Source organism: Nocardia sp. JCM 38205 (assembly GCF_058222935.1).
On the sequence record NZ_JBYHFL010000006.1, the window covers coordinates 422,921 to 439,728 of the forward strand.

Here is a 16,808-nt window from a genome sequence, read left to right on the forward strand (position 1 = left end):
GCGCTGGCCGTGGAATAGGCGTGAACGGCAAGGAAGGAATGTCCGAGGTGGCCGCTACGGGCTCGGCATGATGGTGCGTATCGAGGTCGTTCGAACCAGCCATCAGGCCTCCGATGCGACAAGGTGCAACCCACTAGCTTCGGACCACTGCTCGCGCTGGAGTTTACCGGAACGTTGCCCTTTCAAATTTGCCGTGCCGATTTCGATTCCGCATCATCCCATGACCGTATGAACATTTCCGGCGCACAGCAGCGGGCCCACCGTCGGCGGCAGCGGCGGCGGGCCCGGTGCGGAGGCTGTTATGGCGTGACGATCGGGAACCGCGGATCCGGCGTGTCGAGCAGCCCGACCAGAGTGGACAGCACCGCATGGTCGCCGTCGAACGCGACGCCCTCGCTCTTGCCGAGCAACAGGTTCACCAGCTGCGGTTTGGTCATGGTCAGCGTCAGGTCCGCCGAACCCCGCAAGGGCGCATCGTCGGTTCCGGTGCGGTGGGTGAGCGCACCGTTGGAGAGGGTCAGCCGGACGACGCGATTCTCATCGGTCAGCTTCCAGTCCATGGTGAACCCGCTCTCGGCGGCCCGCGGGCCGTCGACGCGCACCGCCAGCGAGTCGATGAGCATGTCCACCGTGAGCGCGGACATCATCTCCGGGTCGGACGTCTGAACCGGCGTGGCTGTCACCCCCTGCCGCAATTCCTGTGCACCGACCAGGAAGAAATTGCGCCACGTTCCGTTCTCCGCACCGTATCCCAGCTTCTCGTACACCGCGGCCAGTGCCTGCTTCGCCGAATCGTTGCCGGGCTCGGCGAACACCGCGTGATCGAGCAGGGTGGCGGCGAAACGCAGATCCCCGGCCTCGGCATAGTCCCTGGCCTTGGCGAGCACGGCATCCACACCGCCGTAATCGGCGACATATCGCTTGGCGAGTTCTTCCGGCGGATGTTGCCACAGGTGCGCGGGATTGCCATCGAACCAACCCATATAGCGCTGGTAGATCGCCTTCACATTGTGGTTCAGCGAACCGTAGTAGCCCCGGTTCGCCCAGGCCCGGTCGAGCACGGGGGGCAACGAGAGCGTTTCGGCGATCTCGGTGCCGGTCAGGCCGCGATTGGTCAGCCGAAGGGTCTGATCGTGCATGTAGGCGTACATATCCCGCTGCACGGCCAGCAGCTCGATCCAGTTCTCGCTACCCCAGGTGGGCCAATGATGCGAGGCGAAGGCGACATCGGCCTTGTCGCCGAACAACGCTATGGCCTCGTCCAGATAGTGCGCCCAGACGCGACTGTCCCGCACCAGCGCGCCACGCAGCGTCAGGATGTTGTGCATATTGTGGGTGGAGTTCTCGGCCATGCACAGCGCGCGCCGATCCGGGAACAGGAAGTTCATCTCGGCCGGTGCTTCCGTGCCGGGGGTGAGCTGGAAGACCATCCGCACCCCGTCGATCTCCTCGACCTGGCCGGTACGGGTGATATCGACCGTCGGCGCGATCAGCGTGACGGTGCCGAGCGAGGTCGTCATGCCGAGGCCGCAGCCGATCTGGCCATCCGGCGCTTTGTCCAGGCCGGCGCCGTACATGTAGATCGCACGCCGGGTCATGGCGTTGCCCGCGTAGACGTTCTCGCTGACCGCGTGTTCCAGAAAACCACTGGGCGCCAACACCGGCACCGGCGCGTGCCCCTCCGGCACCACCCCGCGCGCACCACCGAAATGGTCGACGTGCGAATGGGTGTAGATCAAGCCCGTCACCGGACGATCGCCCCGGCATTTGCGGTACAGCGCCAAGGCGGCCGCGGCGGTCTCCGTCGAGATCAGCGGGTCGATGACGATGACGCCCGTACGGCCCTCGATCAACGTCATGTTGGACAGGTCGACGTTGCGGACCTGGTAGATGCCCTCGGTGACCTCGAACAGCCCCTGCTTGTTACATAGTTGGCCCTGCCGCCACAGACTCGGGTTCGCCGTCGGCGGGCATTCGCCGGACAAGAACTTGTAGGCGCCGTTGTCCCAGATCATCCGCCCGTCGGTGGCGCGCAGCTCGGTCGATTCCAGCGCCTCGATGAAACCGCGGTCGGCATTATCGAAGTCGGTGGTGTCGTCGAAGTCCAGATGTGTGGTCATGCGTAGTCACCTCGAATGTGTGAATGGATGCCCGTTCCGCAATTCGCCTGTGCCCGAAGCGTTGTCCGTACGGATCTCCGGCATTCTCAGGCGAGCGCCTTGGCTTTCAGCTGATCGAACTCGGCCTGCGAAATCGTGCCGTCCTCCAGCAGTTTGCGCGCATCGGCGATCTGCGCCGCCGGGCTGGTGCCCGCGGTTTCCCTGATGTATCGCTGCTGCGCCGCCTGAGCTTCATCGATCGCCGCCGCCTGCCGCTCCGACATCCCCTTACCCCGCACGATGAGATACACCAGCGAGGTGAGCAGCGGGAAGATGAACAGCAACACGATCCACGCCGCCTTCGCCCATCCCGAGGTCTGCCGGTCACGGAACAGGTCGCCGATGATGAAGAACAGCATCAGCAGGTACGCGATGAACGCGAAACTCACCACGATCAACCAGAGCACTTCCCACACCGACATCCTCGAACCCCGATCCTGTCGAGCTCCGGCCACGCCGGCCGGCAGCGAATGCTTCGGACGCTAGCGACAGCGAGCGGTCGCGCGGTTCACCCGTCCCGGGTGAAATGCGTCCGGTGCCGCGGTCACCGCAGGTCGACGATTCCGCGGACGGTGAACAGCGCACCGAAACCGAAGAGCACGGCCAGCGACAGCACCCTGGTGTTGCGGATCATCCAGATCTGCAGGGCGTCGAGCCACTGCTGGGCGCGCTCACCCAGCACCACGAACACACCGATCGGCACGAGGAAATCCAGCGACGCGGCGAACAGCAGCAGGAGCGTGGCCAGCAGTGCCGCGCCCGGGCTCGCGTCCGAGCTGGAGATCGCGGCCATACCCGACATCATCAGGAACAGATTGGGATTGATCACCGCCAGCGCGATGCCGATCACGAAGGCACGGCGCGGGCCGCTGGACTGCAGTTCCCGCAACATCTTCGGTGGCTCGTCACCGGCGCGCCGGGAGACCGGCTTACGCAACCAGATCCACGCGCCGGTGAGCAGGAACAGCACACCGACCACCAGTCCCGTCCCGTGCGAGACGCCCTTCGAGGTGGCACCCGGATCGGAAGCACCGCCCAGCAGCGCCGACAGCGCGATCAGCGCGTACACCGTGCAGAACGCGCCGCCGAAGGCCAGCGCATTGCGGACCGGTTGTCGCGAATGCAGCAGCAGGATGCATCCGGCGATCGCGCCCGGCGTGACGACCAGCCCGGTCATCTCCGGCAGCAGCACCAGCAGCAGCTCGCCCATTGTCGGCTCCTCCGTCCGGGACAACCGCGGGAGCTCACGCTATCGGGAAGGCGCGGGCAGTGCCGTCATTCGTTGCGGGTGAAAGCGCTAGTCGCCGGGTGTGCGGGAGCGCAGCCGGGCCTCGGCGTAGGCAGCCAGCGTCGACTCCCCGACCGTCGGTGTGGCCGGGAAGAACTCCAGCCGCACGCCCTGCCGGTCGAGCAGATCGTCGGTCCAGAAATCGCGCACGCGCGGGTCGACGCCGCTGAGATACAGTGCGCCGCCCACCTCGTCGAGACGGCGCACATAATCGGCGACGACCGCGAGGAACGTCGCGCTCACCGTGGTGCGCCCGCGCAGCCGCAGGATCACCGTCGGCGCACCCGCGCCCTTCGGGTCCGGCAGCCGCGCCTGCAATGTGCGTGCGCCGGCATAGAACAGGCTTCCGTACACATCGAGGATCACGATCTGGCGGTCGCTGAGCCGCCGCGGCGCCGGCTCTTCCACCAGGTGCCTGCCGTCGACGCGCAGCCGCACCACCTTCAGATCCATCGCTTCCCGGTTCAGCTGCAAGATCAGCGACAGCGCGACGCCGATCCCCACCGCCGTGGTGACCGGCAGCAGCAGCGTCGCAAGGAAGGTGGCCGCGAGGGCGATGCGCGAGGTGGAGCCGCTGCTCCAGATGGCCGAGAGCCGTACCGGATCCATCGCGCCGAAGGCCGCCATGATGAGGACCGCGGCCAGCGTCGGCATCGGAACCGCACCGACCAGTGGGGCGAACACCACCAGAATGCCGAGCATCCATACGCCGGACCAGATCGCGCCCCACCTGGTGCGCGCGCCGGCCGTGGCATTGAGTGCCGTCTGCCCGACCGATCCACCGACCGGCATGCCGCGAAACAGGGCCGCGGCGATATTGCCGACGCCCTGGGCGGTGAAATCGCGATCGGGTTCGGAATGCGAGCCATCCGGATTCGGCACCGACTGCGCCACCCCGGCACCCTGCACCAGCACGATCACCGTCACCGCTGCCGCGCCGGCCACCAGTGACGGCGACAGCACCGTCGGGTCCGGCAGCTGCGGCAGCGGAAATCCCGTCGGTATGGCGCCGACATCCGAGACCCTGGCCACCGAGTCCCAGTCGGCCACCAGCACCAGCAGCGTGGGCAGAATCAGCGCCACCGGCGATCCGAGCACACGCAGGCGGGTACGGGCCATGCCGGCCAGCAGCCCGAACGCCAGCAGCCCGATCACCGATGACGCGATATCGATCTGGCCGGGATGGGTGAGGACGTGTATCGCCTTGCCCACCGCGAGCTCGGCGTCCGCGCTGACACCGGTGAGCTGGGCCAGCTGCCCGAACACGATATTCGCCGAGATACCGAGCAGGAACCCGGTCATCACCGAATGCGAGACGAAGCGGGTATAGCGTCCCAGCCGCAGCACCGCCGCGACGATCATGGTGATGCCCGAGATCATCGTCAGCATGGTCAAGGCGGCGGGCCGGTCTTCCGGTGCCACGCCCACCAGCGCCGATCCAGCGGCAAGGGCCGAGGCACTCGTCGCCGTCACCACCATCAGCCGAGTACTGGTCGACAGGCTCCCGAACAGCCGCCCCGCCATACTCGCGTACAGCCCGTGCACCGGACTCACCCCCGCCAGCACTCCCGCCGCCATCCCGTCCGGAACGCTGCCGATCGCACCCGACAACCCCGCGACCACATCCGATTTCCGCATGCGCTCGCGGGGCAGCAGATCCCGCAACCGCTGCGGTAGCCCCCGCACGATTCAGTGGCTCCCGTGGCACATGGTCGGCTCCTTCCGCAGTGCCGCCGCTCGACTGTCACCCGACCCGGGGACGTCGCACATCACCCGCCGCGGGTGACCCGGACGCAACGATGACACCCGTCGTCGTGAGCGTCTCTCACCGGATCGGCGGCCCGTTGTGGGCTGCCGCGTGCTCGCGGCCACCACCGACGATTGAGACTCTCACCACTGATGACCCCACCGAGACGGACTCTACCCGTACGGGAGGGTAGGGTTCAGCCGTCGCGAGCCGCTCATGCCCGTCAACGCCGACGGTGCCGCGTTTCGGCGGCTGCGCACATCATGCGAACCTGTCCGCGAGCGCCTGCTGCCGCTGTCCGGCCGGCCGCCTCGACCCGTTTTGGAGTCCCGATGCCTACACCTGTGCCCACCGTGCGAAACACCGAGGGTTCGGTGCTCGCCGCGCTGCGCAGCCCGCGGTTGTTGCGCACCGAGGTACTCGCAGGCCTGGTGGTGGCGCTGGCGTTGATCCCGGAGGCGATCTCGTTCTCCATCATCGCCGGGGTCGATCCTCGGGTCGGGTTGTTCGCCTCGTTCACGATGGCCGTCACGATCGCCATCGTCGGTGGACGGCGGGCCATGATCTCGGCGGCCACCGGGGCGGTCGCGCTGGTGATCGCGCCGGTGGTGCGCGAGCACGGGCTCGATTACCTGATCGCGACGGTGATCTCGGCTGGCGTGTTGCAGATCGTGTTGAGCGTGGTCGGGGTGGCCAAGCTGATGCGGTTCATCCCACGCAGCGTGATGGTCGGGTTCGTCAACGCGCTGGCCATCCTGATCTTCCTGGCGCAGATACCGCATCTGCTCGGCGTGCCGTGGCTGGTGTATCCGATGGTCGCGGTGGGGCTGGTGATCATCGTGATGCTGCCGAAACTCACCACCGTCGTCCCGGCGCCGCTGGTGGCGATCGTGGCACTGACCGCGGCGACGATCGTTTTCGCGTTGGATGTGCCGAATGTCGGCGACGAGGGCGAACTGCCATCGAGCCTGCCGGCACTGCTGGTCCCGAATGTGCCGTTGACGGTAGAGACGCTGAAGATCATCGCGCCGTACGCGTTGGCGATGGCCTTGGTCGGGCTGCTCGAATCGCTGATGACCGCCAAGCTGGTCGACGACATCACCGACAGCCACTCCGACAAGACCCGCGAGGGCTGGGGCCAGGGAGTGGCCAATATCGTCACCGGCTTCTTCGGCGGTATGGGCGGATGCGCGATGATCGGCCAGACCATGATCAATGTGAAGGTCTCCGGTGCGCGCACCCGGATCTCGACCTTCCTGGCCGGCGCCTTCCTGCTGATCCTGGTGGTAGGACTGGGCGATGTCGTCGCGTTGATCCCGATGGCGGCCTTGGTCGCGGTCATGATCATGGTGTCGGTCGGCACCATGGACTGGCATTCGATCGCACCGAAGACGTTGCGCCGCATGCCGATCGCGGAGACCACCGTGATGGTGGTGACGGTCGCGGTCACCGTGGCCACCCACAACCTGGCCTACGGCGTCATCGTCGGCGTGCTCACCGCCATGGTCGCGTTCGCGCATCGGGTCGCGCATTTCACCGACGTGACCGAGGTAGGCGGCACCGACGACGACACTCGGGTGTACAAGGTGCGCGGCGAGTTGTTCTTCGCCTCCAGCAACGACCTCGTCTACCAATTCGACTACCTCGGCGATCCGCGGAATATCGTGATCGATATGTCCGAAGCCCATATCTGGGACGCCTCCACCGTCGCCACCCTCGACGCGATCACCACCAAGTACGCGAGCAAGGGCAAGAACGTCGAGATCATCGGCCTGAACGAAGCCTCCGAGCAGCGCCGTGAGCGCCTGTCCGGCCATCTCGCCGGAGCCCATTGAGATGAGCGAGACCACCGCCCGCGCGCACCTGCAGATCGGGCAGGTCGCCGAACGAACCGAATTGTCCATCAAGACCATTCGCCACTACGACGAGGTGGGGCTGGTGACCCCGTCGGCGCGCAGCGCCGGCGGGTTCCGCCTCTACACCGCCGAGGACGTCACCCGCCTGCTGGTGATCCGCCGGATGAAGCCGCTGGGCTTCACCCTGGCCGAGATGAAGGAACTGCTCGACGCGCTTGACACCCTCGCCGACCCGGAATCGGGGCGCGAGCAGCAGCGGGCCCTGGCCACCGGGACCGTGCACGAGCTCAGGGCCAAGGCCGAAGACAGCTGCGCGAAACTACGCCGCCAGCTCGCCTACGCCGAGGAGTTCACCGAGCTGCTCAGCGCTCGCATCGAGCAGTAGGCAGCCGAGCCCCGCTCGCACCCTCTTGCCCGGAGAGGCCAGCGGGCGTCTCGCCCAGCCCGCATTGCCGGAAGCAGCGGGCAACGCCACCGCAAGCGAGGGCCAGGACCGAATCGCCGAATTTCCGTCGAACACGGGGGCGAGGTCCCCGGAATGCTGAACACTGGAGATGTTCGGACGGCGCGGCGAGAGGAACCGGAATGCGGCCGAAGGTGGCGGTCATCGGGAGTGGTTTCGGGGGGCTGGCCGCGGTGATCGAGTTGAAGAAGCGGGGCTTCGACGACATCGTCGTGTTCGAGAAGGGCGACGATGTGGGCGGGGTGTGGCGGGAGAACACCTATCCGGGAGCGGCCTGCGATGTGCCCTCACCGTTCTATTCGTTCTCCTTCGAGCCGAATCCGCGCTGGCCGCACCGGTTCTCCCGGCAGCCGGCGATTCTGGACTATATGCGCGACGTCGCCGACAAGTACGACGTGCGCCGCCACATCCGATTCGGGATCGAGGTGCTCGGCGCGGCGTTCGACGACGCGACCGGGCGGTGGACGGTGCGGTTGAGCACCGGCGATGCGGTCACCGCCGACGTGGTGGTGTCCGCGGTCGGGCAGCTGGCGCGGCCGTCGCTACCGGAGATCGCCGGGCGCGAGCGATTCGCGGGCGCGAGCTTCCACTCCGCGCGGTGGCGCCACGACGTCGACCTGACCGGCAAGCGGGTGGCGGTGATCGGCACCGGCGCCAGCGCCATCCAATTCGTCCCGCAGATCCAGCCGCTGGTCGAGCGGCTGACGGTCTTCCAGCGCACCGCGCCCTATATCGTTCCGCGCCCGGACCGGGAATTCTCCCCGCTGCACCACAAGGTCTTCGAGAAGGCGCCGGTGACCGAACTCGGCGAGCGGGTCACCTGGTACGCCGTGGTCGAGGGGCTCAGCGTCGCATGGGTCTACGCCAAACCGCTGGCCGCGGCGATCCGAGGGCTCGCCAAGTGGCATATGCGCAGGCAGACCAAGACGAAGCCGGGATTGTTCGAGAAGGTGTGGCCGGACTATCCGGTGGGCTGCAAGCGCATCCTGTTCTCCGACGACTACCTGCCCGCCCTGACCCAGCCCAATGCCGAGCTGTGCACCGAACGCATCAGCGAGATCACGCCATCGGGCGTGCGCACCGCCGACGGGGTCGAGCACGAGTCCGATGTGATCATCTGGGGCACCGGTTTCACGGCCACCGAATTCCTCGCCCCGATGACCATCACCGGAGCCGGTGGCCGCGACCTGCACGAGGAGTGGAAGGACGGCGCCCGCGCCTACTACGGCATGACAGTGCCGGGCTTCCCGAATCTGTTCATCATGTACGGGCCCAACACCAATACCGGCGGCGGCTCGATCATCTACTTCCTCGAGGCGCAGGCGAAATACCTGGCCGACTACGTGGATCACCTGGGCCGAGCCGGGGCCCCGCTGGCGGTGCGCCCCGAGGTCGAGCAGGCCTTCGACGAGCGGATCCAGGGCGAGCTCTCCGGCAGCGTGTGGAGCCGCTGCTCGTCCTGGTACCGCCAGCCCGACGGCCGCATCACCACCAACTGGCCGTTGCTCGGGATCCAGTACAAGGCGCAGGCGAAGTTCGATCCCGCCGATTTCGAGGTCGTGTCCTGATCCCCGCGTCGACCGACCTGATCAGATGGTGCCGGTGAGGATCGGCGCCACGGCCGCGCGCGCCAGCCGTTCCACGGCCGCCGGATCGGTGAGGTCGACGGCGAAGCTCGGCGCGGCGAGGTAGCCGATCATCAGGTGGACCAGCGCGTCGGCCTGCGCGTCCGGATCGCGGACCGGGATCTTCCCGTCGGCCTGCGCTTTGGCGATATTGGCGCGAACGGCCTTGTAGCCGAGGGAGATCGGTGACGGGTCACCGTGGCCGAGGGCCTGCAGCAGCTCGGCCCTGCGTACCTGGTCCGCGTCCCGGAACAGGATGTGATCGCCGAGGCCAAGACCGGCGATGAAGCCGATGACCACCTGCTCGGTGGGGTCGGTGACCACGGTGAATCGTTCGGCGAGATCGTCGAGGAAGCGGCCCATATCGCGGGCGAGGGCGCGCTCGAAGAGCTGATCCTTGCTGGCGTAGCGGCGAAACAGGGTGGTGCGGCCGACGCCGGATTCGGCGGCGATGTCGTCCATGGTGGCCTCGCGGGTGCCGCGGCGGGCCAGCACCCGCAGGGCGGCGTCGAGGACCTTGGCGTCGGTGTCGTCGCCGCCGGGCACCGCGCCGAGCACCTGGGTCATGGCACGACTGAGCAGGCTCGGCAGCGGCGCACCCGGTCTGGTCACGGCATCAATATTGACACGTGGAACTACTAACCGTCTAATAGTCCCACGGAACTATTGGGCACCCAGTAGTTCCATCAACGTCAAGACAAGGTGGTGACCGACGTGGGTCGTGTTCCCCGCGTGCTGCGGCAGGCACGTAACCAAGCGCGCGCGGTGCGGCAGCTCACCGACGCCGTGCTCGGCAATCCGCGCATCCTGCGCGATCTCGCGGCCGGCGCGCTCGGCCGTGCCGGATCACCGGAGCCCACGCCGATCGACGTCGACCACGTTCCTCCCGCCGGTCTCGCGGAGTTCGACAAACGCGCGCACGCCGCCACGCACCTCGACGCCCCGGCGGAGACGGTCGCGGCCTATCTCACCGACCCCGCCCGTTTCCCCGAGTGGCTCACCATGCATGCCGCCTTCCGCGGCGAGACACCGACGGGTGCGTACGCCGGACTGGAATTCGGCCAGCAGGTGAAGTTCATGGGCCTGCCCGCCGATATCGCCTGGACGGTCGTCTCCGCCGAGCCCACCGCCATCGCCTTACGCGGTCGCGGTCCGATGGGCCTGACGCTCGGATTCTGGTTGACGGTGCATTCCGACGGCGCGGGCTCGCTCGCCTGCTTCGACGCCGGACTGTCCGGGCAGCCCGTCGAAGGCCCGCTGGGCGCGTCGCTGGTGCGCACCCTGTCCGAGGCCTTGCGCGAGTCGCTGGACCGGGTGCCGGACCGGGTGGCGGCGGCCGGGCCGCTGGCCACTCGCCGAACCGCGAAGCCCGTGGTGCACACGGCTTCCGGCCGGACCCTCGCACCGAACACTCCCGTCCTTGTCGGCGCCGGCCAGTTCGTCTCGCACACCCCGGACACCGCCGCCGACCCGGCCACGCTCGCGGCGAAGGCACTGCGCATCGCCGCGGCCGATACCGGGGCGAGCGCAGGCGAGAGCCTGCTCACCCGCGCGGATGCGGTGTTCTCGGTCGCCAGCGCCTCCTGGCAGTACCGCGACATGGGCGCGCTGGTTGCCGCGGCGGTCGGCGCCCGCGAGGTCGACACCGTGCAGTCGTCGAGGTACGGCGGCGATGGCGGTCAGCTGCTGATCAATGAAGCGGCCCAAGCCATTTCCGACGGCACCTACGAGATGGTGCTGGTCACCGGCGCCGAAGCCGGCGCCACCCTGGCCGCCGCGCAACGCTCCGGTGCCGAGATCGACTGGCCGGAACAAGGTCCGGAGACGCAGCCGACCCGCACGGCGGGCATCGATCGCGAAGCCAACAACGCCGCCGAGATCGCTGCCGGGCTGGGCGCGCCGATCTATATGTACGCGCTCATGGAATCTGCCAACCGGCATCGCCTCGGCCGGGAACCGAAGCAGCATCTGCGCGCGATCGGCGAGCTGTGGTCGCGGATGTCGGCCATCGGGGCGCGCAACCCGAATGCCTGGCTGCCGCAGGAATTCACCGGCGACGAACTCACCACGCCATCGTCCGACAATCGGATGGTCTCGGCGCCCTACACCAAACTACTGTGCGCCAATCTCCAGGTGGATATGGCGGCGGGCCTGGTGCTGTGCAGCGTCGCGGCGGCCGAAGCGGCGGGCATCGCGCAGGACAAATGGATTTTCCTGCATGCGGGGGCATCGGCGCACGACGAGTGGTTCGTCTCCGAACGCGCGGAACTGGCCGCCTCTCCAGCGATTCGTACCATCGGCGCCGCCGCGCTCGAGCACGCAGGAATCGGGATCGACCAGATCGGACCGGTCGACCTGTACTCCTGTTTCCCGGTGGCGGTGCAGATCGCGGCCCGCGAACTCGGCCTGCCGGACGACGATCCGGCCCGGCCGCTGTCGGTGACCGGCGGGCTGACCTTCGGCGGCGGACCCGGCAACAACTACGGAACCCATGCCGTCGCCACCATGGTGGAGCAGCTGCGCGCGCATCCCGACACGTTCGGGCTGAGTACCTCGCTCGGCTGGTATGTCACCAAGCACGCGATCGGCGTCTACTCGGCGACGCCGCCGCGGCAGGCGTATGCGCATCTACGGCCGATCGTCGACCATCCACCGGCGCGCCCGGTCCGGCAAGGCTATGAAGGGCAGGCCGTCGTCGAGGCCTATACCCTGCCGTATGACCGGGACGGCCGCCCCGAAGCCGCCATCCTGAGCCTGCTCACCCCCGAGGGTGCTCGAGTTCTGCTGCGTAGCAAGGAATCCGGACTGCTCGATCTGCTCGCCGATACCGATGCGCTCGGACTGCCCGTCACCGTGCGCGGCGAGCAGATCACCATCGACGGCGACCGCCCCATCGAGTTGCCCGCCCCTCCCCCGCCTCCGGTGCTGGTGGAGCGGCGCGGCCCGATCATGATCCTCACTCTGAACCGGCCAGCGGTCCGCAATGCGGTCAACCACGCCATGGCCGTCGCGCTGGAACGCGCCTGCGACGCGTTCGACGCCGACCCCGCCCTGCGAGTCGCGGTACTCACCGGCGCCGACGGCTATTTCAGTTCCGGCATGGACCTCAAAGCCATGGCCGGCGGTGAAGCACCGTTGACCGAAGGCCGCGGACCCCTCGGGCTGACCGGGAAGCCGCCGCGTAAACCGCTCATCGCCGCTGTCGAGGGTCCCGCACTGGCCGGCGGCTGCGAACTCGCGCTGGCCGCGGATCTCATCGTGGCGGCCCGCGATGCGCAGTTCGGCATACCCGAACCGAAACGTGGCCTGATCGCCGCGGCGGGCGGTGTGCTGCGGTTGCGGGAGCGGTTGCCCCGCAATATCGCCATGGAACTCGCGCTCACCGGCGATCCCATGCCTGCCACCACACTGGCCGAATTCGGTCTGATCAACGCGATCACCGAGCCGGGCGACGCCTTGGACGCCGCGCTGGACCTCGCCGAACGGATCGCCGTCAACGCTCCGCTGAGCGTGCTCGGCAGCAAACAGATCATCGAGGAGGCCGGCGACTGGGACCGCGGCGAGGCCTTCGACCGGCAATCCGACATCGCCTCCACCGCCCTGTTCTCCGAGGACGCGGCCGAGGGCGTGCGCGCGTTCACCGAGAAGCGCGATCCGATCTGGAAGGGCCGCTGATCGGCGCTCAGGCCTCGAACAGGAGGTAGAGCCCGGTGAAGGTGAAACCGACCATCACCAGCATGAGGGCGAGCTGTCCGGTCAGCCGGTGCCGTGGCGGCAACAACCGCAGGCAGCGGTCGTGGGCGGCGGCGACGCCGAGGATATGGCCGGTGAGCACGGCGAGCACCTTGATGGTCGCGAGCACCGAGGGGTGGCTGGACAGGATGTAGTGCACCTCGAGGTCGGCCAGGCCGGCGAGGTTCCAGCCGCGCCCGAACGGGTCGGCACACAGGATCAGCGTCGCCTGTCCCTTCTCCACCAGGAAGGTCAGGTAGTGGGCGATGATGTAACCCGCGACGATCGGGGTCAGGCTGTGCGCGAGCAGGATCGGCAACCTCGCGCGCTGCTCGCGGGTGAGCCCGCCGGTGGCTCGGGTCGCGAGCTCGAAGACCGCCCAGACCACCAGGATGAACCCGAGCAGCCCGGCCGTGCGCAGCAGCGTGGTGATCAGGGTGGAGTCGCCGCCCACCTCGATGAGCAGATCGCGCCAGCCGGGGAACATCGAAAAGCTGTCGAACGCCGTCGATCCCAAGAGGGTGGCGGCGACGGCGACCGAGCCGAGCAGCGCCGGCGTCCCCGCCAGATTGTTCAGCGGCCACCGCAACACCGGCGCCGCGTCCGCGCCCCGCGCCAGCGGGCTCAGGCGGGCGAGCAGACTGCTGTAGACCTCGAGCGGGTCCGCGCGCTCGGCCCACACGGTGCCGAAGACCACCAGCCCCACTGTGCTCAGCACCAGATAGCCGGTGAACCAGATGGTCACCGCGAGTACCGAACCCGGCTCCGGTGACGCCAGCTCCAGCCAGACGAAACTGAACAGCAGCACCGCGGCCGGCCGGTACCCCCAGGACTCCGGATACCGGAGCAACCCCTGGCCGGGCGCCCGGCCGGTGCACCGGCACAGCAGCCGGTGCGCGGCCCGCGGCGGCGACACCACCTTCCACACCGGCCCGAACACCAGCGAGGCCACCGGCACACCCACCCAGACGAAGATGTAGACGATGCCGGGCACCGGATTGTCCGCCGGATGCTGCGAGCCGGCGAATCCGGCCGCGACGACTCCGGCGGCGCCGATCGATCCGGCCGTGGCCAGCAGCGTCCGGGCCACCGTCGAATCGAGCACGGCGCGCGCGGCCCCGGGCAGCCGGATGCCCGGCGAATCCGGGTCCAGCCGGGGTTCCCGCCATGCGAAGGCCAGCACCGCGAACGAGAACGTCAACGCCCAGGCCGCGCCGATCAGCGCGTACGACAGCGGGATCGGCAGATCGGTCGCGCCGGAGATCCCGTGCGCGAGCACATCGCTCACGGGCGGACGTCCACCGTCGCCACCGTGCGGTGCGATCCGTGCAGTTCGATCTCGACCCGGCCGGGCACCTCGACGGTGAAGGCGAAGCGCTGACCGGCTCCCGGCACCACCGCGAAGGTGTGCTCCGGGGTGGCGTGCACATGCAGCTCTTCCTCGGTGTCACTGTCGACGACCACTTCGATGGGCCGTCCCACCGTGGCATCCAATCGGGCGTTCACGGGCGTCACCGAACCGTCGGCGATGCGCACCTCGATGACGAGAGCATCCGCGGCGGCCGAATCGGTGGCCGAGGCGGCCGTCGGCGGCGCTGGGGCCGAGGTGGTCTGCTCCGGTGTGGACGAACAGGCCAGCATGGTGGCGCCTGCCATCAGCGTCAGCGCGCAATACCGCAGGGTGCGGCTCATCGAGGCTCCTCCTCATCAGGCGAATGATGTTGCGTCGGCGTGGTTTCCGGCCCGTTCTCGCGTTTCTCCGCGCGGCGATCGCGTACCGCGATGAATACGATGATGCCGACCACCACGAACGCGGGGGCGAAGGCCGGGACGGCGAGCAGCACCGAATGGTCGGCCAGCACGTCCACCCGGTCGACGGCCGCGATCATCCTCCGTGCACCGGACTCGGCTGCGGCGTCGCCGCCAGGTAGCGGTCGTTGATCCGGGCCGCACCCCACGACAGCGAGCCGATCAGGATCAGGCTGCACAGCAGCACCAGCAGCGAGGCGGCGCCGAACAACCACGCCGGATGGTCGAAGGAACGTTCGCGCTGCAGCACGGTGATCTCGGCGACGAAATCACGGGTGAACTCCGGCGGCGCCGCGACCTCGGCCGCACCGATACCCGGGTCCTCGGGCATGAAGATCGGCAGCGCGGTCTGCATCCGCCCGTCCTGCACCCGCAGCACCGTCTTCCAGGTGCCGTGCGCCGGAACGGGTTCGGTGGATTCGTAGTGACCTTCGCCGACCCGACGCAAGTGATCGACAACGAGGCCACGGCCCGGACTATCGGAGCCGACGCCACCCTGCCAGGACAGGATCTGCACCCATTCGGGATCGTCGCCGACGAGGTCGGTCGGGCTGAAGCGGATATCGGCGGTCACCATGCGCCCGCCGTCGACCGGTTCGGCCTCGCGCAACGTCACCGTGGCCTTCGCGTTCTCGGGTACCTCGATGATCAGCCCGTTCGCGGTGGCGGCGGCGACGATCAGCACCGCGGCGACCATCAACCCACGACGCACCGGCGGACGCGGCAGCACCTCGCCGCGCAGCACGATGCCCAACAGCGCACCGACCACACCGCCGGCCACGCCCGTCGGTACCGCCATCGCGAGCAGCTCCGGCCACATGGACGCGGGCCACGGATCGACGAACATCGCCGACACCCACAGCGATTCCAGCCAGATGCCGATGGTCGCCACCGCGAACCCGGTCAGCGCACCCCACCACACCCGCTGCTTGAGCAACGGCAGCAAGGCCATCAGCTCCACCACGACCGCGGCGCCGAGGTACAACGGGAACACATTGCGCGGCGCGTCGATGATCGGGCCGCCGACGAGGTAGGCGACCACCCCGCGCACCAGCACGGCGAAGGCGACCACGACGAACGTGCTGAACGCGCCGAGCGTGATGCGGGCCGCGACGAGGGTGATGGTGGCCGCGGCGACGAGGAGCATGGGCTGCAATACCAGCCGGAACTGCTCGACGCCGAAATCGTATTCGACCGGGAACACCGACAAACCGATGATCAAGCCGCCGAAGGCGAACGCGCGCAACAGCCAGTTCACCCGGTTGTCCGCACGTTCGGGATCGGGCCGGTTGCGCGAGCCCTCGAATTCCAGCAGCAGCACACCGACCAGGGACAGACCCGCACCGCCGATCAGCATCAGATGCGTCGGGCCCCACAGCGTGACGTCCTGGCCGAACAGCCGGTGCCAGATGTCATCGAGCGGGAACCCGATCAGCGCGTACAGACCCGCGCCGGCGATGAGGATGCCGCCGACGGGCGCGTACCAGGTGCGGGTGATGCGCACGGACGCTACGCCGGGCTTCTCGTCCAGCGGCAGCACGATGGCCAGCATGCCCGCGGTGAACAGGAAGAACAGCCCCGCGAGGATGAAGTAGTGCGCGGGGTTGGCCAGCGGGCCTTCGTCGCGGCCGTTGCCGATGTGCAGGCTGACGTCCCAGATGAAGCCGAGTAGCGCGGTGAGGATGGTGGCCAGGAACATCACGATCGGCAGGGCCACCCAGCCGGGCCGGTTCACCAGGGCGCCGACGCGGTCGGCCAGTGAGCCGAGCCAGGTGATGCGGCGAGTGCGATGCAGGTATCCCACCCACAGCAGCACCAGGGCGATGACTCCGGCGGAGCCGGTCATGATCGCGACCTGGTCGAGCGCCGCGCCGCCACCTTCGGCGCCCTGTGCGGACAGTCCGCCTGCCACATCGTGCATCGCGCCGGACACGAAGACCTCCCACTGCAATGAGTCAACACTCGTCTCGAATGAATGTTACGGACAGTACTACATAACTTCCGTTGTCGGCACAGCTACGTCCTCGCGCAGTTGGCCGACGGTTTTCGACTACATCCACTGCCATACCCAGATCGCATCGCCACACACGACGCGAACGTGGTCCCACCATTTCAGAGCACAACCGTTC

The 16,808-nt window shown here is 68.1% G+C and carries 13 protein-coding genes; 4 read left to right on the plus strand and 9 right to left on the minus strand.

Annotated features, from left to right (window positions below; all coding sequences use genetic code 11):
• Positions 1-299: 299 nt before the first annotated feature.
• The 4 genes from AC4HOU_RS23620 to AC4HOU_RS23635 all read right to left on the minus strand — a co-directional run bounded on the left by AC4HOU_RS23620 (position 300) and on the right by AC4HOU_RS23635 (position 5,133).
• The gene (locus AC4HOU_RS23620; protein WP_195019222.1) at positions 300-2,120 is read right to left on the minus strand and encodes an alkyl/aryl-sulfatase; all 1,821 of its coding nucleotides are present in this window, start codon (positions 2,118-2,120) and stop codon (positions 300-302) included.
• Positions 2,121-2,206: 86 nt separating this feature from the next.
• Positions 2,207-2,581: an SHOCT domain-containing protein gene (locus tag AC4HOU_RS23625; RefSeq protein WP_163812373.1), complete on the minus strand. Its 375-nt coding sequence runs from the start codon at positions 2,579-2,581 to the stop codon at positions 2,207-2,209.
• Between the two features lie 122 nt (positions 2,582-2,703).
• Positions 2,704-3,369: a GAP family protein gene (locus AC4HOU_RS23630; protein WP_163812375.1), complete on the minus strand. Its 666-nt coding sequence runs from the start codon at positions 3,367-3,369 to the stop codon at positions 2,704-2,706.
• 87 nt (positions 3,370-3,456) lie between these two features.
• Complete coding sequence (locus AC4HOU_RS23635; protein WP_324197291.1) at positions 3,457-5,133, minus strand: SulP family inorganic anion transporter; 1,677 nt, start codon at positions 5,131-5,133, stop codon at positions 3,457-3,459.
• A gap of 393 nt (positions 5,134-5,526) precedes the next feature.
• Between AC4HOU_RS23635 and AC4HOU_RS23640 the strand changes: the two genes are divergently transcribed.
• From AC4HOU_RS23640 to AC4HOU_RS23650, 3 genes are all read left to right on the plus strand, one after another.
• A complete protein-coding gene (locus tag AC4HOU_RS23640) occupies positions 5,527-7,029 on the plus strand; it encodes a SulP family inorganic anion transporter (protein WP_195019221.1) in 1,503 nt (500 codons plus the stop codon).
• 1 nt (position 7,030) lies between these two features.
• Positions 7,031-7,435 (plus strand): MerR family transcriptional regulator, encoded by a 405-nt coding sequence (locus AC4HOU_RS23645; protein WP_195019220.1) that lies wholly within the window; start codon positions 7,031-7,033, stop codon positions 7,433-7,435.
• Between the two features lie 200 nt (positions 7,436-7,635).
• Complete coding sequence (locus AC4HOU_RS23650; protein ID WP_194990063.1) at positions 7,636-9,081, plus strand: flavin-containing monooxygenase; 1,446 nt, start codon at positions 7,636-7,638, stop codon at positions 9,079-9,081.
• Positions 9,082-9,102: 21 nt separating this feature from the next.
• On the opposite strand, the gene AC4HOU_RS23655 is transcribed toward AC4HOU_RS23650, so the two are convergent.
• Entirely contained in the window at positions 9,103-9,750 is a 648-nt protein-coding gene (locus AC4HOU_RS23655) for a TetR/AcrR family transcriptional regulator (protein WP_163812387.1), read from the minus strand.
• A gap of 102 nt (positions 9,751-9,852) precedes the next feature.
• Here AC4HOU_RS23655 and AC4HOU_RS23660 point away from each other — a divergent pair, with 102 nt between their 5' ends.
• Complete coding sequence (locus AC4HOU_RS23660; protein WP_195007174.1) at positions 9,853-12,813, plus strand: crotonase/enoyl-CoA hydratase family protein; 2,961 nt, start codon at positions 9,853-9,855, stop codon at positions 12,811-12,813.
• Between the two features lie 7 nt (positions 12,814-12,820).
• Here the strand turns inward: AC4HOU_RS23660 and AC4HOU_RS23665 are convergent, their stop codons facing one another.
• From AC4HOU_RS23665 to AC4HOU_RS23680, 4 genes are read right to left on the minus strand one after another with little or no spacing between them, the layout of a single operon-like run.
• Positions 12,821-14,158 (minus strand): hypothetical protein, encoded by a 1,338-nt coding sequence (locus AC4HOU_RS23665; RefSeq protein ID WP_195019219.1) that lies wholly within the window; start codon positions 14,156-14,158, stop codon positions 12,821-12,823.
• Entirely contained in the window at positions 14,155-14,562 is a 408-nt protein-coding gene (locus AC4HOU_RS23670) for a hypothetical protein (RefSeq protein ID WP_195019218.1), read from the minus strand. The genes AC4HOU_RS23665 and AC4HOU_RS23670 overlap by 4 nt, the downstream gene beginning before the upstream one ends.
• A complete protein-coding gene (locus tag AC4HOU_RS23675) occupies positions 14,559-14,759 on the minus strand; it encodes a hypothetical protein (protein WP_163812395.1) in 201 nt (66 codons plus the stop codon). The genes AC4HOU_RS23670 and AC4HOU_RS23675 overlap by 4 nt, the downstream gene beginning before the upstream one ends.
• On the minus strand, positions 14,756-16,600 hold the full coding sequence (locus AC4HOU_RS23680) for a hypothetical protein (protein WP_490725297.1): 1,845 nt from the start codon (positions 16,598-16,600) through the stop codon (positions 14,756-14,758). The genes AC4HOU_RS23675 and AC4HOU_RS23680 overlap by 4 nt, the downstream gene beginning before the upstream one ends.
• Between the last annotated feature and the right edge of the window lie 208 nt (positions 16,601-16,808).

Coding starts and splice junctions, on each gene's coding strand:
- AC4HOU_RS23620 (WP_195019222.1), bottom strand. CDS start 2,120: ATGACCACACATCTGGACTTCGACGACACCACCGACTTCGATAATGCC.
- AC4HOU_RS23625 (WP_163812373.1), bottom strand. CDS start 2,581: ATGTCGGTGTGGGAAGTGCTCTGGTTGATCGTGGTGAGTTTCGCGTTC.
- AC4HOU_RS23630 (WP_163812375.1), bottom strand. CDS start 3,369: ATGGGCGAGCTGCTGCTGGTGCTGCTGCCGGAGATGACCGGGCTGGTC.
- AC4HOU_RS23640 (WP_195019221.1), top strand. CDS start 5,527: ATGCCTACACCTGTGCCCACCGTGCGAAACACCGAGGGTTCGGTGCTC.
- AC4HOU_RS23645 (WP_195019220.1), top strand. CDS start 7,031: ATGAGCGAGACCACCGCCCGCGCGCACCTGCAGATCGGGCAGGTCGCC.
- AC4HOU_RS23650 (WP_194990063.1), top strand. CDS start 7,636: ATGCGGCCGAAGGTGGCGGTCATCGGGAGTGGTTTCGGGGGGCTGGCC.
- AC4HOU_RS23670 (WP_195019218.1), bottom strand. CDS start 14,562: ATGAGCCGCACCCTGCGGTATTGCGCGCTGACGCTGATGGCAGGCGCC.
- AC4HOU_RS23675 (WP_163812395.1), bottom strand. CDS start 14,759: ATGATCGCGGCCGTCGACCGGGTGGACGTGCTGGCCGACCATTCGGTG.
- AC4HOU_RS23680 (WP_490725297.1), bottom strand. CDS start 16,600: ATGCACGATGTGGCAGGCGGACTGTCCGCACAGGGCGCCGAAGGTGGC.